Source organism: Arthrobacter sp. StoSoilB5 (assembly GCF_019977235.1).
Lineage (GTDB): Bacteria > Actinomycetota > Actinomycetes > Actinomycetales > Micrococcaceae > Arthrobacter.
In genome coordinates this window covers 4,656,746-4,680,719 of the sequence record NZ_AP024646.1, presented here as the reverse complement: position 1 = coordinate 4,680,719, position 23,974 = coordinate 4,656,746, and the positions used below count along the sequence as shown (strand labels likewise).

General features: G+C 63.0%; 26 protein-coding genes. 14 read left to right on the top strand and 12 right to left on the bottom strand.

All coding sequences use genetic code 11. From position 1 onward, the window contains the following. The 6 genes from LDN75_RS21210 to LDN75_RS21185 all read right to left on the bottom strand — a co-directional run bounded on the left by LDN75_RS21210 (position 1) and on the right by LDN75_RS21185 (position 6,252). Positions 1-339 carry a hypothetical protein gene (locus tag LDN75_RS21210; protein ID WP_223934653.1) on the bottom strand — a complete coding sequence of 113 codons (339 nt, stop codon included), beginning with the start codon at positions 337-339 and terminating at the stop codon, positions 1-3. Between the two features lie 3 nt (positions 340-342). Next, positions 343-1,863: a phage baseplate assembly protein V gene (locus LDN75_RS21205; protein ID WP_223934652.1), complete on the bottom strand. Its 1,521-nt coding sequence runs from the start codon at positions 1,861-1,863 to the stop codon at positions 343-345. Next, entirely contained in the window at positions 1,860-2,618 is a 759-nt protein-coding gene (locus LDN75_RS21200) for a hypothetical protein (RefSeq protein WP_223934651.1), read from the bottom strand. The genes LDN75_RS21205 and LDN75_RS21200 overlap by 4 nt, the downstream gene beginning before the upstream one ends. A 1,070-nt stretch (positions 2,619-3,688) precedes the next feature. Beyond that, positions 3,689-4,168 (bottom strand): phage tail protein, encoded by a 480-nt coding sequence (locus tag LDN75_RS21195; RefSeq protein WP_159708998.1) that lies wholly within the window; start codon positions 4,166-4,168, stop codon positions 3,689-3,691. A gap of 1 nt (position 4,169) precedes the next feature. Beyond that, positions 4,170-5,573 carry a phage tail sheath subtilisin-like domain-containing protein gene (locus LDN75_RS21190; RefSeq protein ID WP_223934650.1) on the bottom strand — a complete coding sequence of 468 codons (1,404 nt, stop codon included), beginning with the start codon at positions 5,571-5,573 and terminating at the stop codon, positions 4,170-4,172. Between the two features lie 37 nt (positions 5,574-5,610). Continuing rightward, positions 5,611-6,252, bottom strand: coding sequence for a hypothetical protein (locus LDN75_RS21185; RefSeq protein ID WP_223934649.1), 642 nt, complete (start codon positions 6,250-6,252; stop codon positions 5,611-5,613). Between the two features lie 290 nt (positions 6,253-6,542). Here LDN75_RS21185 and LDN75_RS21180 point away from each other — a divergent pair, with 290 nt between their 5' ends. Further along, positions 6,543-7,004: a hypothetical protein gene (locus LDN75_RS21180; RefSeq protein WP_223934648.1), complete on the top strand. Its 462-nt coding sequence runs from the start codon at positions 6,543-6,545 to the stop codon at positions 7,002-7,004. A 63-nt stretch (positions 7,005-7,067) separates the two neighbouring features. Here the strand turns inward: LDN75_RS21180 and LDN75_RS21175 are convergent, their stop codons facing one another. Continuing rightward, positions 7,068-7,916: an AraC family transcriptional regulator gene (locus tag LDN75_RS21175; protein WP_223934647.1), complete on the bottom strand. Its 849-nt coding sequence runs from the start codon at positions 7,914-7,916 to the stop codon at positions 7,068-7,070. Between the two features lie 109 nt (positions 7,917-8,025). Between LDN75_RS21175 and LDN75_RS21170 the strand changes: the two genes are divergently transcribed. Next, positions 8,026-8,877, top strand: a complete 852-nt coding sequence (locus LDN75_RS21170) for a phytanoyl-CoA dioxygenase family protein (RefSeq protein WP_223934646.1) — start codon at positions 8,026-8,028, stop codon at positions 8,875-8,877. Between the two features lie 17 nt (positions 8,878-8,894). Here the strand turns inward: LDN75_RS21170 and LDN75_RS21165 are convergent, their stop codons facing one another. Further along, positions 8,895-9,827 (bottom strand): NAD-dependent epimerase/dehydratase family protein, encoded by a 933-nt coding sequence (locus tag LDN75_RS21165; protein WP_223934645.1) that lies wholly within the window; start codon positions 9,825-9,827, stop codon positions 8,895-8,897. 135 nt (positions 9,828-9,962) lie between these two features. Here LDN75_RS21165 and LDN75_RS21160 point away from each other — a divergent pair, with 135 nt between their 5' ends. From LDN75_RS21160 to LDN75_RS21150, 3 genes are read left to right on the top strand one after another with little or no spacing between them, the layout of a single operon-like run. After that, complete coding sequence (locus LDN75_RS21160) at positions 9,963-10,697, top strand: TetR/AcrR family transcriptional regulator (RefSeq protein WP_223934644.1); 735 nt, start codon at positions 9,963-9,965, stop codon at positions 10,695-10,697. A gap of 41 nt (positions 10,698-10,738) precedes the next feature. Continuing rightward, positions 10,739-11,545: an oxygenase MpaB family protein gene (locus LDN75_RS21155; protein WP_223934643.1), complete on the top strand. Its 807-nt coding sequence runs from the start codon at positions 10,739-10,741 to the stop codon at positions 11,543-11,545. Continuing rightward, positions 11,538-12,473 carry a DUF817 domain-containing protein gene (locus LDN75_RS21150; RefSeq protein WP_223934642.1) on the top strand — a complete coding sequence of 312 codons (936 nt, stop codon included), beginning with the start codon at positions 11,538-11,540 and terminating at the stop codon, positions 12,471-12,473. The genes LDN75_RS21155 and LDN75_RS21150 overlap by 8 nt, the downstream gene beginning before the upstream one ends. A gap of 3 nt (positions 12,474-12,476) precedes the next feature. On the opposite strand, the gene LDN75_RS21145 is transcribed toward LDN75_RS21150, so the two are convergent. Then, entirely contained in the window at positions 12,477-13,784 is a 1,308-nt protein-coding gene (locus LDN75_RS21145; protein ID WP_223934641.1) for a LuxR C-terminal-related transcriptional regulator, read from the bottom strand. Between the two features lie 398 nt (positions 13,785-14,182). Between LDN75_RS21145 and dnaK the strand changes: the two genes are divergently transcribed. The 4 genes from dnaK to LDN75_RS21125 all read left to right on the top strand — a co-directional run bounded on the left by dnaK (position 14,183) and on the right by LDN75_RS21125 (position 18,207). Then, the gene (gene dnaK, locus LDN75_RS21140) at positions 14,183-16,048 is read left to right on the top strand and encodes a molecular chaperone DnaK (RefSeq protein WP_223934640.1); all 1,866 of its coding nucleotides are present in this window, start codon (positions 14,183-14,185) and stop codon (positions 16,046-16,048) included. Between the two features lie 2 nt (positions 16,049-16,050). Continuing rightward, the gene (locus LDN75_RS21135; protein ID WP_223934639.1) at positions 16,051-16,710 is read left to right on the top strand and encodes a nucleotide exchange factor GrpE; all 660 of its coding nucleotides are present in this window, start codon (positions 16,051-16,053) and stop codon (positions 16,708-16,710) included. 89 nt (positions 16,711-16,799) lie between these two features. Further along, positions 16,800-17,774, top strand: a complete 975-nt coding sequence (locus tag LDN75_RS21130; protein ID WP_223934638.1) for a DnaJ C-terminal domain-containing protein — start codon at positions 16,800-16,802, stop codon at positions 17,772-17,774. Between the two features lie 10 nt (positions 17,775-17,784). Beyond that, entirely contained in the window at positions 17,785-18,207 is a 423-nt protein-coding gene (locus LDN75_RS21125) for a helix-turn-helix transcriptional regulator (protein WP_223934637.1), read from the top strand. Positions 18,208-18,212: 5 nt separating this feature from the next. Here LDN75_RS21125 and LDN75_RS21120 read toward each other — a convergent pair whose 3' ends face one another. Then, positions 18,213-18,611 carry a nuclear transport factor 2 family protein gene (locus LDN75_RS21120; RefSeq protein WP_223934636.1) on the bottom strand — a complete coding sequence of 133 codons (399 nt, stop codon included), beginning with the start codon at positions 18,609-18,611 and terminating at the stop codon, positions 18,213-18,215. Positions 18,612-18,884: 273 nt separating this feature from the next. On the opposite strand from LDN75_RS21120, the gene LDN75_RS21115 reads away from it, so the two are divergent. Then, positions 18,885-19,652 carry a carboxymuconolactone decarboxylase family protein gene (locus LDN75_RS21115; protein ID WP_223934635.1) on the top strand — a complete coding sequence of 256 codons (768 nt, stop codon included), beginning with the start codon at positions 18,885-18,887 and terminating at the stop codon, positions 19,650-19,652. Positions 19,653-19,796: 144 nt separating this feature from the next. Beyond that, positions 19,797-20,099, top strand: coding sequence for a DUF3040 domain-containing protein (locus LDN75_RS21110; RefSeq protein WP_223934634.1), 303 nt, complete (start codon positions 19,797-19,799; stop codon positions 20,097-20,099). A gap of 21 nt (positions 20,100-20,120) precedes the next feature. Here the strand turns inward: LDN75_RS21110 and LDN75_RS21105 are convergent, their stop codons facing one another. Together LDN75_RS21105 and LDN75_RS21100 are read right to left on the bottom strand one after the other, a co-directional pair. Further along, positions 20,121-20,576: a hypothetical protein gene (locus LDN75_RS21105; protein ID WP_223934633.1), complete on the bottom strand. Its 456-nt coding sequence runs from the start codon at positions 20,574-20,576 to the stop codon at positions 20,121-20,123. Positions 20,577-20,677: 101 nt separating this feature from the next. Continuing rightward, positions 20,678-21,298, bottom strand: a complete 621-nt coding sequence (locus LDN75_RS21100) for a hypothetical protein (RefSeq protein WP_223934632.1) — start codon at positions 21,296-21,298, stop codon at positions 20,678-20,680. 109 nt (positions 21,299-21,407) lie between these two features. Here LDN75_RS21100 and LDN75_RS21095 point away from each other — a divergent pair, with 109 nt between their 5' ends. The 3 genes from LDN75_RS21095 to LDN75_RS21085 all read left to right on the top strand — a co-directional run bounded on the left by LDN75_RS21095 (position 21,408) and on the right by LDN75_RS21085 (position 23,950). After that, complete coding sequence (locus LDN75_RS21095) at positions 21,408-21,770, top strand: hypothetical protein (protein WP_223934631.1); 363 nt, start codon at positions 21,408-21,410, stop codon at positions 21,768-21,770. A 339-nt stretch (positions 21,771-22,109) separates the two neighbouring features. Next, complete coding sequence (locus LDN75_RS21090; protein WP_223934630.1) at positions 22,110-22,775, top strand: GntR family transcriptional regulator; 666 nt, start codon at positions 22,110-22,112, stop codon at positions 22,773-22,775. Beyond that, positions 22,772-23,950 (top strand): MFS transporter, encoded by a 1,179-nt coding sequence (locus tag LDN75_RS21085; RefSeq protein WP_223934629.1) that lies wholly within the window; start codon positions 22,772-22,774, stop codon positions 23,948-23,950. The genes LDN75_RS21090 and LDN75_RS21085 overlap by 4 nt, the downstream gene beginning before the upstream one ends. Positions 23,951-23,974 lie beyond the last annotated feature (24 nt).

Below are 23,974 nucleotides of genomic sequence, written 5' to 3'. Positions count from 1 at the left end.
TCATGAACCCGACCCCACCAACGTTTGGCCGGGCCGGCGCACGTTGTACTTAACTGCGCCAGGAGGTGTGCCGTCGGTGAAGCCCTCCACAGTGTCCAGGCAGACGGCCTTGCCCCCGATCCTGATAAAGGTTGAGTAGCCCTTGGTGACCGGCAACGTCTTATTGCACGGCTTGATGTTGATGCCGATATGCGGGCACATGCTGATGTCCCGGCCTTGGGGATCCGTTGCCACCAGGATGGGTGACTGTTTGATGCGGACCCACTCCTGCGAGGGCACGTTCTCCACTTTGCCGTCGTGCCCGCACCGCAGTATGGCTTCCTTGACCAGAATCTTCACAGCTTAGGCCTCCTCGAAGTCGACTGATTTCGCGCGGATTTTCATGGCTTTACCCGGAGCTTCCAGCACCAGGTCCGTGGCAGCGGTGATGCGGAGCTTGTCCGGCCCCAGCTCCACAGACGAGCCGTGTCCGTCCGTGAAGCTCAAGGTGCGGGCACCGCCGTCGAGCATTATTTGTTGGCCGTCCGCACCCCGGAATGTGTATCTGCTTTCGCGGGGTGTATTGACGTTGTTGTCCGGCGTCTGCTCGCTGCCATACAGGCCGCCGAGGATGATGGCCTGGGCCGGATCCGTGGCAGGAAGGAGGACCAAAACGTGGTCACCAGGTGCAGGCGGGGTGACCATGCCCTTTCCAGGACCGGCCGCTGACATGAGCACGGGAGCCCACCCGGTGTGGAGGTCGGGATACGCCGGTAGCTGCACGCGGGCACGTCCCCGGGCCTCGGGATCATCCACGTCTACTACCGTGCCCAAGGTGAAGACATCCGGCTGCCTCTCGGGGACCGGGACCGGTGGGCGTGTGGTGAGGGTGGTCTCATAGCCTGAGCCGTCCAAACGGTGCGAGGCGCTCGCGATCAGGTACGTTCCCTCAATGGACGGCGCAACCCCCTTGATCCTGACGCGCCCACCCGCCCTAAGCCGGGGGTTACCCTCGGCCACGAACACCGCCGTGACCTGCCCGGCCATCCGGACGTCGAGCTCGGACTGCGCCAATCCGTTCGCCTCATCGGTTGACTCGAGCAGTTCGTTGTCTCTCCGGAGGTTGCCGCCTGCGCCCACGCTGGACAACGTTGGGTCCGCTGTGACGCCGGCTTTGGCGTCACTGCTGCTGGTTTCGGCTTGTTGGACTGAGGCGTCCTCCGCACGCCAGCCGGTGATGGTTGCGGCCGCATACGCTGGTTCCTGGCTGAGCTCAATCTCTGCCGAATGAAGCGATACCCCCAGCGTGAGCTCCAAAGGTTCGCCCTCGCCGTCTAGTCCCGTGAGCCTGAGGGCGCCGTCATGCACAACAGGGTAGGCGCCCACCCGGGCGCTCTGTTCCACCAGGAGACTCAGGTCGGTGCGGGCGCACTGGTACACCTGGCCGAGCTTCGCCCCGCCGCCCACTACGTCCAGTCCGGTGCCTTCGCAAAGTTTCCGTGCCAAGCCTGCGAGATCCACGTCCTCGTGCAGCCTGGTGAATTGGCGCTTCCTCAGACGGTGCAGGGCATCATAGGCCCGGATGCGGATTTCTTGTCCGAGGTTGGCCCCGTAGCTGAACTCCACCACGGTCACCTCACCCACGAAGAGTGGGGTTCGATGGCCACCGAGCTCCACCCTGAGGGCATCACCGGGCGCGGGATCCACGCCACCCCTCGCCGCAGCAGTCCTGCCCGGACCGGGTCGCCAGCTGATGAGGCACTGGGCTGGCCTTGCCAAAGAACCCAGCACCTGGACTGAAACGATGGCCGCTGTTTCTGCGGTTGTCAGTCTTCGTCTACCCAAGCTGACGATGAGTTCGGGAAGGCCCTGGACTTGCCTCATGGTGTTTCACCCACCGGCGGGACGGCAAGTGGCCCGCTGAAGTGCGCGGGATCGTCGATGTTGTTGTACTCCAGGAGCAGCTTCCATAGCAGTGGTGTCCCGAAGGCTTCTACGGAAAGTCGGCCCAGCTCCGCCGGCGGCACCTCGGGAAGGAGCACGCCGCCGTCGGGCACTGCTGCGTTCCTGTCCGTGCTGCCATCTCCGGTGACCGCCAGCGTGTCCACGGGTGGGGCCGTTAGATCCACGGCCGGGAGGCGCTGGGCGAGCTCGTAATTCTCCCCGCCTTCCTCGTCGGCAGACTGGCCCACGCGCACGAAGACCATCCGCATCCAGGACCTGAGCGGTGAACCGTCCGGGGCGAAACGGTCGAAGCGTTCCGCCACCTCGGTCACGATTCCGGGCACATTCCACGCGCGGCCCCAGACAAACCGGACCGACGGCGGCCTCCGTTGGCGCTCCACCTCCGCGCTGTTCTCTGCGAGCGCCCAAATAGGCCGGGTCATTTGCCGCACATCCTGCACATGGAACGACGCCGGCGCGAGGTCGACGTCGAAGAGCAGGTCCAGCCTCAGCTCCGTGTGGCCGCCTCCCGTGAAGAGCAGGGGGTCATCAGCCAATCCGCTGCCGCTGAGTTTGCCGCCCGCACTTCTCCGGGGCTCCACACCGGCCGAGCGCTGCATCACCACCGTTTCCGGGTTCAGCAGGCAGCCAAGGTGTTCCCCGGTGTCCTCGATCAGGAAGGCGACGCGTTCCATGTCAGACCGCCAACTGTTCGTCGGTGAGGCGGGCTTGGCGGGCTAATGCTTCCGTTAGAGGGGTTGTTGCTGGGTTTGTCGTGCTTGCTGAGGGCATGGGTCGCTGGGCGAGCTCCGGCCAATTCCCCTTCAGGGCCGGCGCGGGGGTGTGGCTCTCGGTTCTGCTGGGCTTGCCCTGGGGTTCTGGGGTGTGCGCTGGGTGCTGTGTGTGTTGTGCGTGTTGTGCGTGTTGTGCGCGTTGTGGGGCCTGCTCTGCGCTCTCTGTTGGCCGCGAAGCGCGCAAACCGGGCCCCGCAACGGGCGGTGCTTCGGTTCGACTGGTGCGAAGGCGCAGCGAGGGCGTGCGTTGTGGGGCTTGCTCTGCGCTCGCTGTTGGCCGCGAAGCGCGCATATCGGGCCCCGCAACGGGTGGTGCTTCGGTTCGACTGGTGCGAAGGAGCAGCGAGGGCGTGCGTTGTGGGGCCTGCTCCGCGTCCCATGTTGGCCGCGTAGCGCGCAAACCGGGCCCCGCAACGGGTGGTGTTTCGGTTCGGGTGGTGCGAGGGCGCAGCGAGGGCGTGCGTTGTGGGGCCTGCTTTGCGTCCCAAGGTGGCGTCGAAGCGCGCATATCGGGCCCCGCAACGTGTGGTGTGGTGCTGAGGGTGTGTTGTGGGGCCTGCTCTGCGTCCCATGTTGGCGTGGAAGCGTGCATATCGGGCCCCGCAACCAGGGGCGTGGTGCCGGGGGTGTGTTGTGGGGCCTGCTTTGCGCGCCAAGAGCGCCCCAAGGCACGCAGAGTGGGCCTCGCAACGGGAGGGGTGTTGGTCGGGGCGGCGGGAGGAACCAACCCGGCGTCGCGCAGTAACTGGACCCAGTGCTCCGGTGCGCCTTCCACGTTCAGGCCGCGCACCGCCGTCGAACTTTCCACCGAAACAGGCTCCGAAGCCGAAGCCGACGCCCAAACCGAAGCCGAAGCCGACGCCTCGGAAGTACCCGGACGCGCGTCCGAGCCCCGAGCCGGCCCACGATCCAGCCACGCGGCCACGACCCGCAACCGGTTCGCAGCCGCACGCCGCCAGGAAAACCCGGACTCAGGCGACGGGAGCGCGGGCATCGTCGAGCTCCAGGCGGTCGTACGCGATGCTGAGCGATTCGATGGCGAGGTCCTTGCCCAGGGCGTCAAGGGGTGCGCCGAACCAGTCGCATGGCCAGGCCCCGAGCAAGTTCCAGCGCCGGACTTCCACCGAGCCGGCGTCGTTGAGCATGGCGATGGAGACGTTGCGCCGCTCGACTTTGCCGTCCACTGCTTTGAAGAGCCATTGCAGCATTTCGGTGGAGTCCGTGAGCCCATACTTCAAAGTCACCGGCGTGTATTCCACCTGTCCTGGAATGACCCGCACTGTGCTGTTTTCGCCGCCGGAGCGGTAGAGGATGCGGTCGATCTTCAGCCCGAGGCCCTCCACTTTGGTGAAGTGCCCCTGGACCACGCCTTGGATAACGAGTTTGAAGTTGTAGGCCCGGTACGGGTCCACCACGTTGCCGGGCTGGGCGGCAGGCGTTGGGGTTGTCATGTCAGGCTCCTGCGCTCTCTGTCTCACTGGTGTTGTCCGCCGATTGCATGAGCTTGAAGATCACGAACTCGGCCGGTTTCACGGGTGCGATCCCGATCAGCGTGACCACTTGCCCGGCATCGCGGACCTCTGGAGGGTTGGTTTCTTCGTCACACTTCACGAAGAAAGCTTGTTGAGGAGTAGTCCCCAGCAGGGCGCCATCCCGCCACACGTTGGTCAGGAATGCGCCGATGTCGCGCCGGATCGACTTCCACAGCGTGTGGTCGTTGGGCTCGAACACCACCCAGCGTGTCCCGTCCGCCACCGACTCCTTGATCATGTTGGTCAGGCGCCGCACGTTCACGTATCGGTATTCACTGGCCTCGGGAGCCTTGGTCCGGGCGCCCCAAATCCGGATGCCCTCGCCCGGGAAGTACCGGATGCAGTTCACGCCGGCAGGGTTCAGGACCTCCTGCTCGCCCCGGCTGACCCGCCGCACGAGGTCGATCGCGCCCTGGATGGGCTCGTTGGCTGGCGCCTTGTGGACGCCGCGGGTGGAGTCAACGCGCGCCCACACCCCCGCGATATGGCCCGACGGCGGCTGCGTCACCTTTTTGCCGGAGACGGGATCGATCATCACGATCCACGGGAAATAAAGGGCCGTGTAGCCGCCGGGGGATTGCGGGGCGCCGAGGTCTTGCTGCTCGCCTGCCTCCGTATCCGCATCAGCCGAGCGGCTCGCCGGGGGCCGGGTTGAATCGGGCCAGTCGGGTACGTCCGAGGATACCGGGGAGCCAGAGGAAGCCGACGACGGCGGGCTGTCGCCGGCGTCCGCTGCCTCCGGTGCGTCTGCCGAGCCAGAGTCACCCGAGTCGCGGTCCGCCGTCGTGCCTTCTTCCCCGGCGTCCGTATCCCGCGCACCCACCGGAACGCCCGACGTCGCGGCCCTCGTGAGCGCCCCGACGTCGTCTACTTTCTCCACGGTGTCCATGATGGCCATGCGGTCCTGGCGGAGCGGGTGCTCCACGTGCGCCTGGAGCGCCGCGTAGGATTCCGCATCTGCGAATCCAGGAGCTGCCACCATGGAGATGTCGTCCACTGCCTCGAACAACGTGAGGCCAGTGGGCTTCGCCGCTGTACCCGTCAGACTGCCATTCGCCCCAATGTTCACCACATAACAACGGCTCCCTCCGTTTGAGAAGAAGCCGTAAACAGCGTTGGAGAGCGGTGTGCCCGCGCTCGCTTTGCCGACATATTGGTCCACGAACTGCGTCCAGTTGTCCAGCACACGGAGCTCATCCACCAAGGCGTCCTGGTCCGGAGCCACGCCTACGAATGCTGCGATGCTGGTGTTGACCTGCCCGATGGCGCGTGCGCCGCTGGGCACTTCCTGAACATAAACGCCTGGCGCCTGATAGTTCGCCATGGCGCGCCCCCTTTCATGCCCGCGGTTGGCCGCGGATTCACACCCACCGGATGATGACCGGCAGGCTGCTGGTGCTGGCCGAAACTTCCCTTTCCGTGCCCCGTACTGCTACGGCAAAGTGCTGGAGTTCATCCGCCGAGGCCAGGACCTCGAAGTGGCCGGTCGCATCGCTGACGACTGCCGTGGCGGAGGAATGGGCGTGGATGTAAGCGTCGGGGATACCTTTGTTGTGGACATCCACGAGCCGTCCGTGGATACGGCGGGCAACGCCGGTCTTGGCAATGAGTGGCTCAAGGACAGGAGGTCCGGAGGGCTCTTCGAAGCGAAGGGCGACGGGGATGCGGACCAGGAATCCCAGTCCTTGCCGGATAGCTCCGGAGTATTCCTCAGGCCGGAATTCTCCCATGGACACAACCGAATACTGGCTGTGACGTTCCACGGCCAGGAGCAGTTGCTCCATGTTGTCCAGCTGTTCGGGGCCGTGGCATTCCACCGCCACCCGCAGTTCAAGGTCCAGGACCGGGCCGTCGCGACGGGACCTTCCCACACGGTTGAGCGTGACCGCATGGACGGTGACCGGAGCATCCGGTGAGGGACCGGCGGCGTCGGGTGAGCCGTCGTCGAATCTTACGCGCTGGGGAGTGACGGCGTCGGAAAGTACCCCCAGTAGGTCGGTCAACGACGAACGCACATAGCCCACGGCAGAACCCAGAACTCGAAGGGAGACCAGAAATGCAACTGGGACTAGGTTACTCCCGCTGTTGCGCGTAGTCACTGGGGAAACAGGGGTAACTCCATTCGATTGAGGCAACCCAACTGAGTCGCAGCAGATGCCCTTTTGGGCGCTCAAAAGGGCATCTGCTGCGACTTACTTGGGCGACGCCGTTCGGTGCTGACCGCAAGAAGTGCTGGAGCGCATCGGGACGTAAGCCCCTATACGGCAGCCGGCGTTGGCACGATGCTGAGCGCATGCCAGTCGAAGATGTCAGATCAAGACGTCGTATCCCTGTCGCGCGGGTGCTGGCGGTCGTCGGGACCGTGCTGGTAGGAATTCCCCTAGCCGCACCTATCTGTCTTGCGGCGTTCTTCCTCGTAACTGCCGGTGGCCTTCATCTCGACTTTCTCATGCCCGGCGAACTTTTCGTGCTCGTCTGTGGAGGAGGCGTGGTCCTGTTCGCGGCCAGCCTGGTTTCGCGACGACGACGTCGCCTCACGGGGTGGCTGGTATTGGTGGTGGGGCTTCTCTTCGCCGCCAATGTCGTTCTGGCGATGGCCACGGGCCTGGCCTCGGGAGAAACCTCCCCGGAGGGCTGGCCGCTTGCCATCGTGCTTGGATCGTACGGACTCTACGTAGTAGGAGTGGTCGCCCTCTTCGCCGTAGGTGTGGGGCTGTGCCGTGAGCTGTTCGCTGCGGTTCCTGCCGTGATGTGACAGTTCGGAGCTGACTGATGCGGGCGGATTAGAGTTCGAAGGCCAACAGGCTGCTCCGCAGGGTCATCCGGGCAGGTCAGTCCTGTGGTGTTCCCGGCGGAACTTGCTCGGCGAAGACCCGGTCTTCTTGGTGAAGAGCCGGCTGAAATAGGCGGGGTCGTCGTAACCGGACAGCGAAGCGATCCTCTGAACGGGAAGGTCTGTATCAGCCAGGAGTGACTGGGCCCGCGACATCCGAACCTGGATGATGAGCTCCTTGGGTCCTACACCGGTGGCGGTTTGCACTGAATGCCGGAGATCGGGAACCGAGACGTTGAGCGAGGTAGCCAACTGGGACAAGGTGAGCGGCAAGTGAGCTGCCTCGCGAAGTGCGGAGAGTAGTTTGTTGTCGCCTGAGCGGGGTTCGCTGGGGGCCGGGCTCCGCCGCATACCCGCTTCGATCAGCACCCGCTGGCAGAGCACGGAGGCGTCAAGATCACCGTGCGGTCCGCCCGTTGAGAGAGCTGCGCGGAGGGCCGGGAAAAGTCCAAGAGCCGATTTCAAGGCAACCTCCGAGGAACCACTTAGAGGCACCAAGGGGTGACTCCGCGCGAAGCACCCCAGCTCCTCCATTGCTCTTGCCGCTGGCCCCGTGAACAGCAACCAGTGTTCGTTCCACCCTTGGGATCCGGGGCCGTAGCCGTGGGTGACTCCGGGGAATAGCCAAATGAGCGCAGGGGCTTGCACCGCCAAACGCCTGCCATTCTGGGTGAAATGACCCGTTCCTCCGGACACGATGACCAGGGCATGACTGCTGAGCATGCGCCCGGAGAAGGAAGGCAGCGGACCGCTTTGCTCCCCGGCGCCCAAACAGGCGAGGCCCAGGTCGCGGAGCGGGAACGCCGGATGCCGGTACGTCGACCAATCGTCCATGGGCCAATGCTGCCCTTGCCAAAGCCTCAAGACAAGCCGGACAAAAGTCCAAGTCTTTCTGACTCAGAGTCCATTCACTTGGCTGTCCGCCACTGACAAGGTGGGAACCATGTTGACTTCGAATGGCTATGCTCTGGACGAATCGAATTCCCGGTTGGGTGAGCTGGAACAGGTGCCGGATTCCGAGCGAGGGGACCGGGACGCATTGTGGGCGAGGCTCCGCAGGGACGGATACCTGTACCTGAAAGGACAACTGAACAGGGGGCAGCTCCTGGATTTCAGGGAGTTCTACTTCGGCTCGTTGCGCGGAGCCAACGTGTACGCGGAGGGCACGGATCCACGTGAGGGCATAGCAGCCCCGGGAGACGTGGATCGGGAGGCATTGCGCCGCGGCCTCTTCGACGTCATCGTTCCGGGACCGGAGTACCAGGCCCTGTGCACGGCAGAGGGCATCGCTGACTGGTTTGCATGGTTCCTGGCGGACGAGGTGCATTTACATCGACGGAAGATCATCCGACATACCAAGCCTGGTGACAGCGGCATAGGAACGGCCACCCAGGCTCACTACGATTTGGTGTATCTCCGTGAAGGCAGCGATCGTGTGCTCTCCATGTGGATTCCGCTGGGCGATTGCCCCCGTGAGCGGGGTGGCCTGACGTATCTGGAGGGGAGCCATCATTGGGTGATGGCCGGCGAAAGGGAAGGGACGCTGAAGATGCCGGCCGCATCAATCACTGCGGATCTTCCCGGCTTGGCGGAAGAGCGCGACGCAAGGTGGCTTGTGACTGACTACGAGGTTGGCGACGTCGTGGTCCATTCAGCGCACATTGTTCACGCTGCGTTGGACAACGTGGACCGCAGCGGGACCATGCGCCTGTCCACGGACATCCGCTACCAGCGGCTCCGCGAACCTATCGATTGGCGCTGGCAGGAGCACTGGAACTACGACGACGGCCTCTAACCCTGCGCACGCTGCAGCTACTTGGCCTGCGGAACAGCATCCCGCCACCACGCCACAGTCGCTGCTGCCGCTTCCGGCAGGGGCGTTGGCTCAAAGCCCAGGAGTTCTTGGCTGCGCGATGAATCCATGATGAACGGCCGCTCGAACTGGTACAGCATCTCGGCAAGCTCGCGCATGTCCGTCGAGAACACGCCCAGGGTTCGCAGCACCCAGCCAGGCAGGACGCTCATCTTTGGAATGGCCACACCCGCGGCCATTGCGTGCGTGCTGGCAAGCTCCCGCTGCGTCAAGGCCGGGCCCGTGGGTGCGTGCAGCACGGTGTTCCAAAGCTTCGGATTCCGGGCTGACGCGATCATGGCTGCTGCGAGATCGGGCACGTAGGTAAAGGAGTGCGGCTGGTCAGCGCTCCCCATGACCTGAACCGTTTTCCCCGCCAGAACCAATGGCACCATCCGCTCGCCGGCATGTGCCATCCTCACGCGGGGACCGAAGAAGTCACCGGCCACGACGCTCACCGTATTCGCTTCGTGAGCAGTGCGCGCCCTCAGCAGCTGGGTCCGGACGCCGCGCTTGCCCCCTGGGGCCTCCCGCGGTCCCGCCTCGGTCAGCACGCTGTCCGGCTCGCTGTAAGAGTAGAGGCTTTCGGGAAAGACGACGACGGCGCCCGCGGCTGCCGCTGCATCCATCACCGCTTGCTCGGCTTGGGGAAGCTCGGCAGCCCAGGCTGCGGCACGGTAGGTCGATCCATGGATGCAGTGGAAAACAGCGGCGGCGCCGCTAACCGCTTGGCTGAGTTGGGCGGGATCGGAGGCGTCCACGCGCATCCTTTCAATGCGGGAATGATCGGGCCCGCTTCCCGAGCGGGTCAGAAGACGGACTTCGTGTCCTTGGTCGGCGAGTTGTTCGGCGACGGTCCAACCTACGGGGCCTGCTCCTGTGACGACGTACATGGTGGGCGCTCTTCCTATGTGATGGCTAAAGCGAGAGCACTGCTCTCAAAATCCAGAATGATCGCAAACTTCTCTAAAGTCAAGAGCACTGCTCTCGTTTGTTGACGGCGCTCTCGTTTGTGGCAAGCTGGAGCCGTGAACGCCGCCGATCGAACCTTGAAGAAGACACCCAAGCCACCAACTCCCCGCGAGCGGGCACGTGCTCAAACCATCGCCGATATTGTGCGCCTGGGCCGCGAGCATTTGGCGGTCCATGGCGCGGCTGCCCTCTCGCTGCGGGCCGTGGCACGGGACCTTGGCGTGGTCTCGTCCGCTGTCTACCGCTACGTCGAGAACCGCGATGAGCTGCTAACGCTCCTGCTCATCGACTGCTACAACGAGCTCGGCGACGAAGTGGATGCAGCCGTAGCGGCGGTCCCTGAGGATGATTTTGCCAGCCAGTTCCGTGCCCTGGGTAAGGCGGTTCGTGCGTGGGCGTTGCGCGAACCGGCCAGCTACGCACTGCTGTTCGGAAGTCCCGTGCCCGGATATCAAGCGCCGGGGGAGCGCACCACGGGACCGGGAACGCGGGTAATCCTTCGCTTGGTGGGCATTTTCGACGCCGCGTACACGGCTGGTGCGCTGAACGCAGAGGTGACTCCCGCCGTCGTCATCCCACCAGCTTTGGCAGCAGACATGGCGAACATCCGGACTGAACTGGGCCTCACAGTGCCGGACGCCGCGCTCGCGCGGGGCGTGCTGGCGTGGACGTCGGTGTTCGGGGCTGTCAGCTTCGAAGTGTTTGGCCAGTATGGGGCCGATACGTTTGCTGCGCGCGACGAACTGTTCGAACATCAGCTGCTCGTACTCCAGGGCATGGCGGGGCTGTGACCAGCGGGTCTGTGACCAGATGCAGACGATAAAGTATCAAGATGGGTGGAGGGCTTGCTGACATCGGCGCGGAGGGCATACTGCTCGCCGGTGCCGGGCGTGCCATCCTCCTCCAGGTCGCGGATCCCAGGGTTGGTCACGGCGTCGCCGATCACAGCGACTTTGCCCAAAGGCCGCAGGATCGCCTCCGGGCCACGCTGACTTACGTTTACGCGATTGTTTACGGAACAGACGAGCAAGTTGCCGCGGTTCGCCGCGCCGTTAACCGCGCCCATGCTCCGGTGCGGCGGAACCCTGATGATGCCACAAAGGGCTACAACGCGTTCGATCCCGAATCTCAGCTGTGGGTTGTGGCCACCCTGTACGACACCGCCGTCACCGTGTACGAGCAGGTGCACGGACAGCTCGACGACGATACCGCCGACCGCATGTACCTCGACTACGCGCGTATCGGGACGGCTCTGCAGCTTCCAGCGGATATGTGGCCCGCCGATCGTGCGGCCTTCGCTGAATACTGGTCGGCGCACGTGGATCGGCTGCGACCAGATGAAAAAGCCCGCAAGGTAGCCGAGGACCTGCTGTATCCGGCAGGTGGGCCGGCACTCATACGCCTGGCCATGCCCCTTGCCCGCTTCCTGACCGCTGGCCTGCTTCCTGATCACCTCCGCGAAGGCTTCGGCTTGGAGTGGACTCCCCGTGATGACCGCCGCTTCGAGCGGACAATGCGGTGGCTCGGTCGCGTCTATCCCCGGCTTCCGCAGCGGATACGGCACTGGCCCAGGGACTACTACCTGAGCCGTCTGGAGACCACTCCGGCCAAGAGCAGTGGCAGGGCTGGCAATGCGTAATTCGACCTCGGTGGAACAAGCCATCGATGACCTTGCGCACCGTTATCTGCAGCATGCCCGCGGGGGCCCGCTCCGCGTGCGACTGACCGAGTTCGTGGTGTTCGGACTGAAGCAGGCATGGGCCTGCGTGTTCGGTGCAGCGTTGCTCGCGGTAATCATCGCAGTCCGCCTCTGGTACCCGCACGACGCCAGCCTGGCCAGAAACGACTTCCTGACCATCGCCGCCGTCGTCATCCAAATCCTGATGATCAGTTTCAAGCTGGAGACGCTGCGCGAATTGCGGGTGATACTGCTGTTCCATGCGGTGGGGACCGTCATGGAGCTGTTCAAGACGGACGTGGGCTCGTGGTCCTACGAGGCCGAGGGCTTCCTCCGGATCGGTGGTGTTCCGCTGTTCAGTGGCTTCATGTATGCGGCCGTGGGCTCCTACATGGTTCGTGTCTTCCGGCTCTTTGACCTCCACTTCGACCGCTATCCGTGGCGATGGATCACAGCTATCGTGGCGGCCGGGATCTACGTCAATTTCTTCTCGCACCACTACATCCTTGACGCGCGCTGGGTGCTGCTTGCCGCCGTCGTGCTCGTCTACGGCCGCTGCGTTATGCACTTCCGCGTGTTCCGTAAGCGCTTCCGGATGCCCATCCTGGTGTCTTTCCTGCTGGTGGCACTGTTCATTTGGTTCGCCGAGAACATCGGCACGTGGTCCCACGCGTGGCTGTACCCGAACCAGTTGAAAGGCTGGCAGGCGGTCTCGATCGACAAGCTCCTTGCATGGTTCCTGCTGATGATCATCTCCGTGGTGCTCGTGGCGTGGGTGTACAAACCCGAGCCGCCCTTGGGCCGGTCCCCTGACGACACCCAAACACCTGACGCCACCCAAATTCGCGGGGGACACGCGGATATCAGTGTCGCCCGCCCGCCGGAGTGACGCTTACCCTTTTGCTCGGTGAGCCCCTCCGTCGTTGGCAACCAGGACATAGAGGGCTCGTCGGGATTCCATCCCCGTCTTGCGGAAAGCGTTGTAGATGTGATTTTGGACCGTTCTGGGGCTGATTCCCAACTGCTCTGCGATTTCAATGTTGGTCTGAAGACCAGCCATGGAAGCGATACGGGTCTCCCGCTCCGTAAGGGTCCCGAACGTTCGCCCTTGCGAATTTTCAGTCACAGGGGTTGCGACGTTCTGACCGGGATCACCCGTGGGGAGGCTGCTTGTCTGCGACGGATGCGCCAAGGGGGCGATCGAGCCTCGGAGTGCTCGTATTTCCCTAAGAGTGGCGTCTCGTCGGAAGAAATCGACTATGACTTGCGGACTAATTGCAGCCTGCGGGTTGACGCTGTGGCCATCGACTGTTCGGAGGAAGCCGCGCCGTTCCAATTCGTCAAGAATGTGGTTGTCAACCACGGTTTCCAGTACGTCCATCGGCACATTTCCGATAATTGCGGCCGTTCGAAGACCGCTGTACTCCTCAGGTTCGAGGTCCTTCAGTAGCCCCTCAACCGTTCCGCGCAAGTGTTGGTTCCAAAGTGAATCGCCGGCGATGTGCCATTGTCCTCGTCGGAGGACAAGGAGACCGCTTAGTCGGGCAGTGTCGGCAACGCGCATCGCAACTTTCGGGTAGCCGCCGGACATGGCGAGAATCCTGGTAGTGGTTTCGTTGGCGGGTGCGGCTCCCAGCATTTGTTCAAGAAACGCGTGCACTTGTTCGAACTGCATTGGCGCGATTTGGACGATTGCTTCCGTACCTATATCGAAGAGCGCAGATTGACCTCCTGAAACTCGTTCGCCCTCCAACGCTGTGGCAATCAGCAGGCATCCGTATTTTTGTCGCGTTGCCTGCAGGAATGCCATCGACTGACCGTCAAGATGGCCGATGTCGTCAACTATCAAAACTTGGTTACAAGAGGTTTCCAGAACGCTTGCGGCGCTTGTGAGGTCACTGCGGAGTCCATGCTGAGGATCCAATCCGAAGTGCAACGGAGAGGAGTGCGGGCGGCCCCCATGCGGCGCCACCGCGCCTATGACGTGGGCTCTTGCGCCGGACTTCTTCAGTGCTGACGCGGCATGATGGGCGACCGTGGTTCGGCCGCTGCCCGGTTGCCCGACGATCCGCACACTGACGTTTCGCTCGATGTACGCCAGAACGGTGGCGATCGTCTGTGAGAACGCAAGGTCAGACGGCGCGGGCTGCCTCCTGCAGAGATCTGCCGCCTGGACACGTGGTTCCTGAGGTTCTGCCATCTCATCTACTTTCCGCGCTGCGCTCGGGTCCGCCGGGACCCTGACGAGGTTGCTCTTTAGTTGCAGCCCTTTACGAAATAGGTGCATTTACTGAGCACTTCGTGACGGGAAGCCGAAAAACCAGATGCTGAACACTCGGATAGTCGCGTCGGTCTGCCCGTTCACCGTAGGCGAAACCAGCCTTTCCATTCGCGTGATTCCGGCATTCTTCCAACCGTGAAACTCAAAGTTGAGCGTACTGGACTCAACTTTGGATTGACTTTGAAGCAAGGCTGAGTACAGTTGAGTGCAGAACGCTCAACTAGCCGATTGTTGAGTGGGCTCCCGATAATCCAGCCGCCCAGCGGACCGGTGCCGGGAGGCAATCTCGAACATCGGCCATTGAAAGGAAACAAGATATGTCACGTGCAGTAGGTATCGACCTCGGAACCACTAACTCCGTGGTCTCTGTCCTTGAAGGTGGCGAGCCCACCGTCATCGCCAACGCAGAAGGCGGCCGCACCACGCCGTCGGTCGTTGCGTTCTCCAAGTCCGGCGAAGTCCTGGTCGGCGAAATCGCAAAGCGCCAGGCAGTCAACAACATCGATCGCACCATCGCTTCCGTCAAGCGCCACATGGGCACTGACTGGTCTGTCGCCATCGATGACAAGAAGTACACGCCGCAGGAAATCTCCGCGCGTATCCTCATGAAGCTCAAGAACGACGCCGAGAGCTACTTGGGCGAAAAGGTCACCGACGCCGTGATCACCGTTCCGGCATACTTCAACGACGCCGAGCGCCAGTCCACCAAGGAAGCCGGCGAAATTGCAGGCCTCAACGTCCTCCGCATCGTCAACGAGCCCACCGCGGCTGCACTGGCCTACGGTCTGGACAAGGGCAAGGAAGACGAACTCATCCTGGTCTTCGACCTCGGTGGCGGTACCTTCGACGTCTCCCTCCTCGAGGTTGGCAAGGACGAAGACAACTTCTCCACCATCCAGGTCCGCGCAACCGCAGGTGACAACCGCCTCGGTGGCGACGACTGGGACAACCGCGTGGTTGAGTGGCTGCTGAGCCAGCTCAAGATCAAGGGCATCGACCTCTCCAAGGACAAGATCGCCCTCCAGCGCCTCCGCGAAGCTGCAGAGCAGGCAAAGAAGGAACTCTCCTCCTCCACCAGCACCAACATCTCCCTCCAGTACCTGTCCGTCACCCCCGACGGCCCGGTCCACCTGGACGAGCAGCTGACCCGTGCCAAGTTCCAGGACCTCACCAAGGACCTGCTGGACCGCACCAAGAAGCCGTTCCACGACGTCATCGCTGAAGCCGGCATCAAGGTCTCCGACATCGATCACATCGTGCTCGTCGGTGGCTCCACGCGTATGCCCGCCGTCTCCGAGCTCGTCAAGGAACTTGCTGGCGGCAAGGAGCCCAACAAGGGCGTCAACCCGGACGAAGTTGTAGCCGTCGGTGCTGCACTCCAGGCCGGTGTCCTGAAGGGCGAGCGCAAGGACGTCCTCCTCATCGACGTCACGCCGCTGTCCCTCGGCATCGAAACCAAGGGTGGCGTCATGACGCACCTCATCGAGCGCAACACGGCTATCCCCACCAAGCGTTCCGAGACCTTCACCACCGCAGACGACAACCAGCCGTCCGTGGCCATCCAGGTCTTCCAGGGCGAGCGTGAATTCACCCGCGACAACAAGCCGCTGGGCACGTTCGAACTGACCGGCATCGCTCCGGCACCCCGTGGCGTTCCGCAGGTCGAGGTCACCTTCGACATCGACGCCAACGGCATCGTCCACGTCTCCGCCAAGGACAAGGGCACGGGCAAGGAACAGTCCATGACCATCACCGGCGGCACGGCACTGTCCAAGGAAGACATCGACCGCATGGTCCGTGAAGCCGAGGAGCACGCCGCAGAGGACAAGGCCCGCCGCGAAGCTACGGACACCCGTAACTCCGCTGAGCAGCTCGCCTACTCGGTGGACAAGCTGATCGCCGACAACGACGACAAGCTGCCGGAAGAGGTCAAGACCGAGGTCAAGGCCGACGTCGACGCCCTCAAGTCCGCGCTGGAAGGCACCGACGACGCCGCCGTCAAGACTGCGTTCGAGAAGCTGCAGGCTTCCCAGACCAAGCTCGGCGAGGCCATCTACTCGCAGGCAGCGGCAGCTGACGCTCCGGGTGCCGGTGCTGAAGGCGCTCCGGCCGACGAGAAGACAGCTTCCGACGAAGACATCGTCGACGCTGAAATCATCGACGAAGACGAAGCGAAGAAGTAGCCATGCCCCACCACGGCAACGAAGCAGAGCACTCTGAAGGAAACGAGCCGCGCAAGCCCGTAATCCGGGACAACCGCAAGGTTGACCCGGAAACCGGGGCTGCCCGGCACCCCGAAGGCGAAGCTGCTGCTCCCACCGAAGGCAACGCCGCCCCCACGGAAGGCGACGCTCTGTCCCAGGCTGAGGAAATCCTCAACGGGGTAGAGGTCCCGGCCGAGGAGTCGGTAGCCTCCGGCGCCGCGGCTGAAGCCCAGGCAGCGGAGCTCCGCAACGACCTCCTTCGCCTTCAGGCTGAGTACGTCAACTACCGCAAGCGTGTCGAACGCGACCGCGCCGTAGCAGGGGAAATGGCCGTTATCGGCGTCCTGAACTCCCTGCTCCCGGTGCTGGACGACGTCGACGCCGCCCGCCAGCACGGTGACCTCGAAGACGGCCCCTTCGCCGCCATCGCCACCAAGCTGGAGAACGCGCTGAAGACGTACGGACTGGAACGCATCGCGGAAACGGGTGTCGAGTTCGACCCCACCATCCACGAGGCACTCATCCAGCAGCCCGGCGAAGACATCGAGGTTGACACGGTCAGCCAAGTGCTGCGCTCCGGATACCGCTCCGGCGAGCGGGTCCTGCGTGCGGCCCAGGTCATCGTCGCGGTTCCGGCCTAGTACCCCTCTCGAGATGGCAGTTTGTGACAGTGTTTGAGTAAAACATTGGCACGAACTGCCATCTCGTTCCCCAACGAAAGGAAACGCTCTTGGCCAGCCAGGACTGGGTTGAAAAGGATTTTTACGCGATCCTTGGTATCGCCAAGGACGCGTCCGACGCGGATATCAAGAAGGCTTACCGCAAGCTGGCGCGGCAGTATCACCCGGATACCAACTCCGGGAATGCTGCTGCTGAGAAGAAGTTCAAGGACATTTCCGAGGCTTATTCTGTCTTGTCGAGTCCTGAGGACCGGCAGCAGTATGACGCCATCCGTGCAATGGGTGGTGCCCGGTTCGCTCCCGGTGCGGGGGCCGGGCGTGGTGGTGCCGGGGCCAACGGCGGGTTCGAGGACCTGTTCGGTGGTTTGTTTGGTGGTGGCGCGCGTCAGCCTTCGGGTGCGGGCGGTATTCCTCCGGAGTTTGCTGACCTGTTTGGTGGCGGCTTTGGTGGAGGCCAGACCGGGTTCCAGCGGGCACCGCAGAAGGGCTCGGATCGCACTGCGACGACGTCCATCTCGTTTGCCGGTTCCATCAAGGGCACCACGGTGAGCTTGCGGGAAAGCAACGGCCACGTGATCGACGTCAAGATCCCTGCGGGCATCAAAGACGGGCAGAAGGTCCGGCAACGCGGCAAGGGCAACGTTGGTCCGGCAGGCAACGGCGATCTCATCATCACGGTGAACGTGAAGCCGCACGAGTTTTTCCAGCGCGACGGCGACAACATCCGCATCCACGTTCCCGTCACGTTCGCCGAAGCTGCGCTGGGCGCCACCATCGAGGTTCCAACGCTCGACGGCGACACCGTCAAGGTTCGCGTCCCGGCCGGGACACCGTCGGGTCGCACCCTCCGGGTCAAGGGCCGCGGCGTGAAGACGTCCAAGGCCACCGGTGACCTTCTGGTGACTATCGACGTCGCCGTTCCCCAGAACCTGAACAAGGAAGCGGAGGAGGCCGTGAAGGCATTTGCTGCCGCGACCACCGATGCCAACCCGCGTCACGACCTGGCCGCGAAGGCCCGGTTGTAAGGAGACGGTCATGGCAATCGACGTCAACCAGCCGATCTTTGTCATCTCCGTCGCCGCGGAGCTTGCCGACATGCATCCGCAGACGTTGCGCCAGTACGACCGCTTGGGCATCGTCTCGCCCAGCCGCGCGCCTGGGAAGTCCCGGCGGTACTCCCAGAACGACGTCGACAAGCTGCGGGAGGTTCAGCGCCTCTCGCAGTCCGGCGTCTCGCTGGAAGGCATCAAGCGCATTTTGGACCTTGAAAACCAAGTAGCTGCGTTGCAATTCCGGGTAGCCGAGTTGACAGAAGAGCTGACCCGGCGCCGGAGCCCCTTGGACACCCGCATTTTCGCAGCGGGAGCAGCCGGCGACGTCGTCAGCCTGGCCCGCGGTCAGCGCCCGCGTGGGCGGTCGCAAGCCGTTGTGGTGTGGAGGCCGCGGCCTGAGCAATAAGGCCCCTACCCCGTCACGGTGTCGGCGTGCCGGTGCACCACCTTCCACCCGCCGTCCTCGCGGCGATAAACCTGCGTGGCTCGTAAGACATATGTTCGCGGTTCACCGTTGACGGACGCCGAGGTGTGCTCCAGGCCTACGGTGTAGGCCATATCTCCCACGACGTCGTATGACTGCAATTCGAACTCATATGAGAGGCAGTCGGAGAAGCTCTTCCCAAGGCCGGTGAAGAGGTCGTTCAGGGCATGCTGCCCCAACGCGTTGCGCCACGCACCCAGCACACTGACCGGTTCGTTGCGGGACCAAATCGCCCGGCGTGGCGCCGGGTCGCCGTTGTGGAGGGCCAGTTCCGCGTGTCGCAGATCGGACGTGACCCATGCAAGGAAATCTTCGCGGTCGCTCATACCCCCAGTATGCTCCGGCGCTTACCCGCACGGGACCCCACTGCGGGCGAGGGAGGTACTCCCGGAACCTGTAACAGGGGACACTCCCGCGCCGCCACCAAAAGGAGTGTCATTGATAGGTGACCTCAACCAGCAATACCAGCCAAATCGCCGCTTCGCCCCCGTAAGACACCCATCTCCGGACGGTTCGCCCTCGCCGTATCCATGTGCGCTGGCCCAGGCCCGTGGCCGGCAATGACATCGCCTAATGATTCAATGAAAGAGAGGCCCACGATGGCACCCAGCGAAACCGCACAACGCAATCACGACGAACTCTTCCCCGGTCAGCTGCCCGCCTTGGCTGTTACCGACCCCGAGCTCGTGGAGGTTTTCAACAACTTCGCCTTCGACGAGGTTTTGAGTCACGGAAAACTGGAAACCAGGACGAGGCTCATGGTTCAGCTCGCCTCTCTTATCGCGTCGCAAGGACTGGGAGAGTACTGCGCGTTGCTAGGCGCCGCCCTTACGGTGGGGGTGACCCCGGTAGAGGTGAAGGAACTTGTCTACCAAGCAGTCCCGTATGTCGGCATGGGCAGAGTTTCCGATTTCTTGCACGCCACCAACGAAATCCTCAAGGAGTACGGGGTGGAGCTGCCGGTGACGGGCCAGTCCACCACCACGCCGAAAGACCGGGGGGAGAAAGGCCTGGCTATCCAGAGGGAGATCGCAGGCGCAGAACGCATCGATGACATGCGTGCCGCTGCTTCCGCTGATGAGATGCACTTCCAGGACTACCTGGCGGGAAACTGCTTCGGTGATTTTCTGACACGTACCGGCATCGACGTTCCCACGCGTGAACTCCTCACACTGTCCATGCTCATTTCCCTTGGCGGCTGCGAGCCACAGGTCAAGGGGCACGTTATGGCCAATCTGAACGTAGGAAACAGCCGCGGGGTGATGCTCGACGTCATCACGCAATTGCTGCCCTATATCGGGTACCCCCGTACGCTCAACGCGCTGCGCGTACTCAACGAGACGGCCCCGGCACCCAAAGCCGGGTAGGTCTGTTCAGGCTGGCTTCAGCTGTGGATAGTGGCCACAAAAGGACGATAATAAAGTCATAGCACGGCAAGAAGGGCACGTGCTGGTGGTTGGCGTGTAGGCGCTGGAAAGCGTCCCATGCTCGTGTAGTGAGGGAAGATTCCGATGTCGTTGTCGGATGAAGAACGCAGGAGTTTGGAAGAGCTTGAGAGGGATCTCGCTTCATCGGATCCTGACTTGGACCTTCAGCTGAAGTCGGGGCGCCCGCGCGGTGCGGTGGCGCGCTCAGTTTTTGGTGTCCTGACAGTTTTGGCCGGTTTCGCGATGGTCATTGCCGGCATCATCACGCAACTCGTCATTGTGGGTGTGGTCGGATTCCTGCTGGCAGGAGCAGGCGCCTACTTACTGTTCAGCCGGATGGTCCTCAGGAGAAGGACACGGCGACACGAAGACGGCAAGCCGGACTAATACGGCAGAGATCCGGCAGCTTCAGTACGTCTCCGGGGGCACTTCCGTAGACGACGCAGCGGGGTCGCCCTGGGTGGAAGCGGTCGTCTGCGTCGCTGGCTTGGCAGGGACGGGCTCGCCGGGAGGCACCATCATCCGCCATGCGAGCACCAGGCCCGCCCCGACGCCAGCCGCAGCAAGGGCAACCAGCCATCCGCCACGGCGTGAACTCCGCTGACTGGTTCGCCGACTCAAAGTCTGCGTTGTCCTCTTTACGGCTCTGGCAGCTGTACGCTGAGCCCTTTTTGCGGCCTTACGGTTTCCAGTCAGCGTGAGCATGACGCCGTGCACCACTGACGGGACATCGGCATGATTGATCCGGGACAACGCCCATCCCACAACTGCATCCGCTTGTGACGACGTGCCCTCAGCAGCATGCTTCACCCACTCGCCGGCGAGGTCCTGGACTGCGGGAATGATGTTTTGTGCTTTGTACATGTGAACCCTTCACAGAGTAGATGGCCCCGTTGCCAGACTACGCCGAGGGCTGCTGGACCAACAGGTGCCCCAACACAATGCCCTTTAGGCGCGGTGCCCCTTTAGGAATGCACGAGGGCTGCCAGCTCCACCGGGTTCTCCAGACCGGCCCACTTGCCGGTGAGGATCAACTCGCTGTGGACCTCAGCGGCGACATCCACAACCCGGGCAACCTTCAAGCGAAGCTCACCTGCGTCAATGATGGTCACGCCACTGCCCGATACCGGGGCCGAGGCACTTAAGGCGGGAACACCGGCGTCGAGCGTTCCGCTTCCCTTCACGTTAACCGTGCTGGGCCGGGGCTCACGCTCGCCGTCGACGATCAGTGCGGCTTCTTCCTGGCCCGTGAGGATTGCCGTGGCGAGGGCTTTGACATAAACGGGATCGGCGCAGGCGTCATAGACCCACCTCTTGCCGAGGACGGAGTGTTCCATGGTGCCGATGAGCCATTCTTGAGCGCCGGCCAGTTCATAACCCCTGTAGCTCAGGGGGACCTGGTAGATACGTTCTCCCGCGGCGACGACATGCGTCTCGAGTCCGACCTCGCCAGCGGGGTCGTCAAAACGGTAAGCCCCAACGAGCTCCGGGGCGCCATCCTGGATGAACCAGGGCTGCGTCGGCAGGTAACCAGCGATGAGTTCGAGCTTGGACGGGGACAGGGTTGCCTTGTGAATGATCGCCATGTTCTCCAGCCTAGGCCAGGGAGGGGTGCTGTTCGATACGGGTCCCAATGCGCGGCCTCGCCCTTGCTCTGTTTACAATCGAAGGGACGCGCCGACTATTGAGGGAATCATGAAGAAACTCACCACTGTCCTGATCGCTGCCGGGCTGCTTGCCACGGCATCAGCTTGCTCCTCGCCGCAGCTGACCACCGCCGAAACGTGTGACCGGGTGGGTGTCGCCGTTGCCAGCCTCCCGAGCAACGCCAGCAAGACCGCGACCATTCGCGTCGCAAACGCCATCCGCCCCATTGAATCCGTTGCCTCCAACGAGATGAAGCCCGTGGTCACGGCCATCCTTGAATACTCGGATGAACTCGTGAAGGAAGAGCCGACGGACGCCAAGGCGAAGGAAGACCGCGAGAACAAGATGGGCGAGCTCTCTGCCGCTTACCAGGAAGCCGGCACCAAGTATGGCGAGCTCTGCCGCGGCTAACGACGCCCGCGGCCCAGCAGCCCATGAATGCGACGAAGGGGACCAGTTGAACTGGTCCCCTTTTTGCGTCTGGAACCGGACGGATGTGAGCGAGCATCCGGGAAATGGCGTCAGGATGTGAGCGAGCATTCGGGAAATGGCGTCAGGATGTGAGCGAGCATCCGATTGGGGACGGCAACCCGGATGTTCTCTCAGATCAGAGCCCCAAAACCCGGATGTTCTCTCAGATCCAACCCTCTAGGGAAGGATCTGCGCGCCTCATGCACGGAGATTTGGAACGCGTTTCCTCACGGTGTATAGATGTATACAAGTACACATTTCTAGCCCAAGGACGCCCCCATGGCCCATCAACAACCACGGAACACCGGGGCACACGTCGTCTACAGCGAGCTGAAACGCCGGATTCTCAGCCTGGAGCTCAAACCAGGTGAGCGCGTTTACGAGCCCGCCATGGCTACCGCGCTGCAAGTCAGCCGTACCCCGCTGAGGGAAGCTATCCGGCGCTTGATTTCGGAGAGCCTCCTGGAGCAGCAAGCCACCGGGGGAGTGGTGGTTCCGGCGCTGGATGAGACGGCGATTGCCGAACTGTACGACGTTCGGGCAGCACTGGAATCGTTGATGGCCCGCGAAGCGTGTGCCAAGGCGACGGCGGACGATATCGAAAAGCTGCAGGGCATCCTTGAACGAAATGCGGCCATGGTGGGATTCGCTGATGAAGCCATGAAATACGGGGTGACACTGCACGCCACCATCGCAGGTATCGCCGGGAATTCGTGGGCACAACGCTTCCATGACCAGATCTCCAGCCAGGTTGAGAGATACCGGCATTTCACCAACAATTCCGGTGAGCGCCGGGAACAGGCTCTTGCCGATCACCGCGTACTCGTGGAAGCCATCGCATCAAAGGAGCCAGACAAGGCGGCGAAGATCGCGTTCGAGCACGTCATCGCCGCCCGTGACGAGACGATGCGTGCCATTTCAGGCGCGGGCCTTGTGGTCGAATGATCGGCGAACTCGGACGACGCTCGTCCACGGCACTCCTGATCCACTCGGCCCTCATCCAGGCCGTCACCTTCCTGGTACGGCCAGCCACCAGCTACCGGGCCCTGGAACTCGATGTCCCCGGGTTTGCACTCGGTCTTCTCGCTGCCAGTTACGCAGTCTTCCCACTACTCCTCGCGCTGCCGATTGGCGGACTGGTGGATCGCCTCGGTGAGCGTCGGCTCATGGCGATCGGGTCCGCCGTCGTGCTGGGTTGTTCCGCTTTTCTGCTGTTCTTCGGAACGTCCGTTCCCGCGTTGGTGGCCGGAACTGCGCTTCTTGGCGCCGGGCAGTTGGCTTGCGTGGTGGGGCAGCAGGCGGTGGTTGCGAACAATGCGAACTCCACCCGGCTCGATTCGGCCTTCGGGTACCTGACGTTCGCAGCCTCGCTGGGCCAGGCCCTTGGTCCGCTGGCCATTTCGCTGGTAGGCGGCGCTTCTGTGCGGCCTAATACGCAGGCCATCTTCATACTGTCCGTCGGCATGGGCCTGGTGCTGTTCCTGACCACGTTCGTTATCTCCGGCCGAGTCAGTGGCCGGAGGAGCAAGGCCAAGACAGCGGACAGCCCTAAGGGTGGCGCCATGTCCTTGTTGAGAACGCCGGGCGTGGTCCGGGCATTGGCAACGAGCGCCACGGTGCTGGCAGTGGTGGACCTTACGGTGGTCTACCTGCCTGCGCTTGGCGCTGAACGGGGCCTGACTGCGGCCACAGTCGGTCTCATGTTGACTGTTCGCGCCGGGTTCTCGATGGTCTCCCGAATTGGGCTTGGCAACATGTCCCGGAAGTTGGGACGGATGAGGTTGCTGGTCCTGAGCCTTGCGGTTTCCACGGCCTCGCTGGCGGTAGCGGCCATTCCGATGCCCGTATGGCTGCTGTTCATTGTCATGGCATTCCTGGGCCTCGGGCTGGGAATCGGACAACCGCTGACCATGTCCTGGCTCTCAGCCCAAGCGCCCGAAGGGCAACGGGGACGCGCGCTGGCCTTGAGGCTCGCCGGGAACAGAGTGGGCCAAGTTGTCCTGCCGAGCGTCATCGGTGTTGTGGCGGTAGGTCTCGGTGCGGCGGGAGTTTTCCTTGCCTCAGCCGTCGCAGTGGGCGGAACGATGCTGTTGCTGCGCGGGGTGCGGTTGGACGACTGACCGGCATTAGTGCTTGCAATGAGG

Coding starts and splice junctions, on each gene's coding strand:
- LDN75_RS21205 (WP_223934652.1), bottom strand. CDS start 1,863: ATGAGGCAAGTCCAGGGCCTTCCCGAACTCATCGTCAGCTTGGGTAGA.
- LDN75_RS21200 (WP_223934651.1), bottom strand. CDS start 2,618: ATGGAACGCGTCGCCTTCCTGATCGAGGACACCGGGGAACACCTTGGC.
- LDN75_RS21195 (WP_159708998.1), bottom strand. CDS start 4,168: ATGACAACCCCAACGCCTGCCGCCCAGCCCGGCAACGTGGTGGACCCG.
- LDN75_RS21190 (WP_223934650.1), bottom strand. CDS start 5,573: ATGGCGAACTATCAGGCGCCAGGCGTTTATGTTCAGGAAGTGCCCAGC.
- LDN75_RS21180 (WP_223934648.1), top strand. CDS start 6,543: ATGCCAGTCGAAGATGTCAGATCAAGACGTCGTATCCCTGTCGCGCGG.
- LDN75_RS21175 (WP_223934647.1), bottom strand. CDS start 7,916: ATGGACGATTGGTCGACGTACCGGCATCCGGCGTTCCCGCTCCGCGAC.
- LDN75_RS21170 (WP_223934646.1), top strand. CDS start 8,026: ATGTTGACTTCGAATGGCTATGCTCTGGACGAATCGAATTCCCGGTTG.
- LDN75_RS21165 (WP_223934645.1), bottom strand. CDS start 9,827: ATGTACGTCGTCACAGGAGCAGGCCCCGTAGGTTGGACCGTCGCCGAA.
- LDN75_RS21155 (WP_223934643.1), top strand. CDS start 10,739: ATGGGTGGAGGGCTTGCTGACATCGGCGCGGAGGGCATACTGCTCGCC.
- LDN75_RS21150 (WP_223934642.1), top strand. CDS start 11,538: ATGCGTAATTCGACCTCGGTGGAACAAGCCATCGATGACCTTGCGCAC.
- LDN75_RS21145 (WP_223934641.1), bottom strand. CDS start 13,784: ATGGCAGAACCTCAGGAACCACGTGTCCAGGCGGCAGATCTCTGCAGG.
- dnaK (WP_223934640.1), top strand. CDS start 14,183: ATGTCACGTGCAGTAGGTATCGACCTCGGAACCACTAACTCCGTGGTC.
- LDN75_RS21135 (WP_223934639.1), top strand. CDS start 16,051: ATGCCCCACCACGGCAACGAAGCAGAGCACTCTGAAGGAAACGAGCCG.
- LDN75_RS21125 (WP_223934637.1), top strand. CDS start 17,785: ATGGCAATCGACGTCAACCAGCCGATCTTTGTCATCTCCGTCGCCGCG.
- LDN75_RS21120 (WP_223934636.1), bottom strand. CDS start 18,611: ATGAGCGACCGCGAAGATTTCCTTGCATGGGTCACGTCCGATCTGCGA.
- LDN75_RS21115 (WP_223934635.1), top strand. CDS start 18,885: ATGGCACCCAGCGAAACCGCACAACGCAATCACGACGAACTCTTCCCC.
- LDN75_RS21110 (WP_223934634.1), top strand. CDS start 19,797: ATGTCGTTGTCGGATGAAGAACGCAGGAGTTTGGAAGAGCTTGAGAGG.
- LDN75_RS21105 (WP_223934633.1), bottom strand. CDS start 20,576: ATGTACAAAGCACAAAACATCATTCCCGCAGTCCAGGACCTCGCCGGC.
- LDN75_RS21100 (WP_223934632.1), bottom strand. CDS start 21,298: ATGGCGATCATTCACAAGGCAACCCTGTCCCCGTCCAAGCTCGAACTC.
- LDN75_RS21095 (WP_223934631.1), top strand. CDS start 21,408: ATGAAGAAACTCACCACTGTCCTGATCGCTGCCGGGCTGCTTGCCACG.
- LDN75_RS21090 (WP_223934630.1), top strand. CDS start 22,110: ATGGCCCATCAACAACCACGGAACACCGGGGCACACGTCGTCTACAGC.
- LDN75_RS21085 (WP_223934629.1), top strand. CDS start 22,772: ATGATCGGCGAACTCGGACGACGCTCGTCCACGGCACTCCTGATCCAC.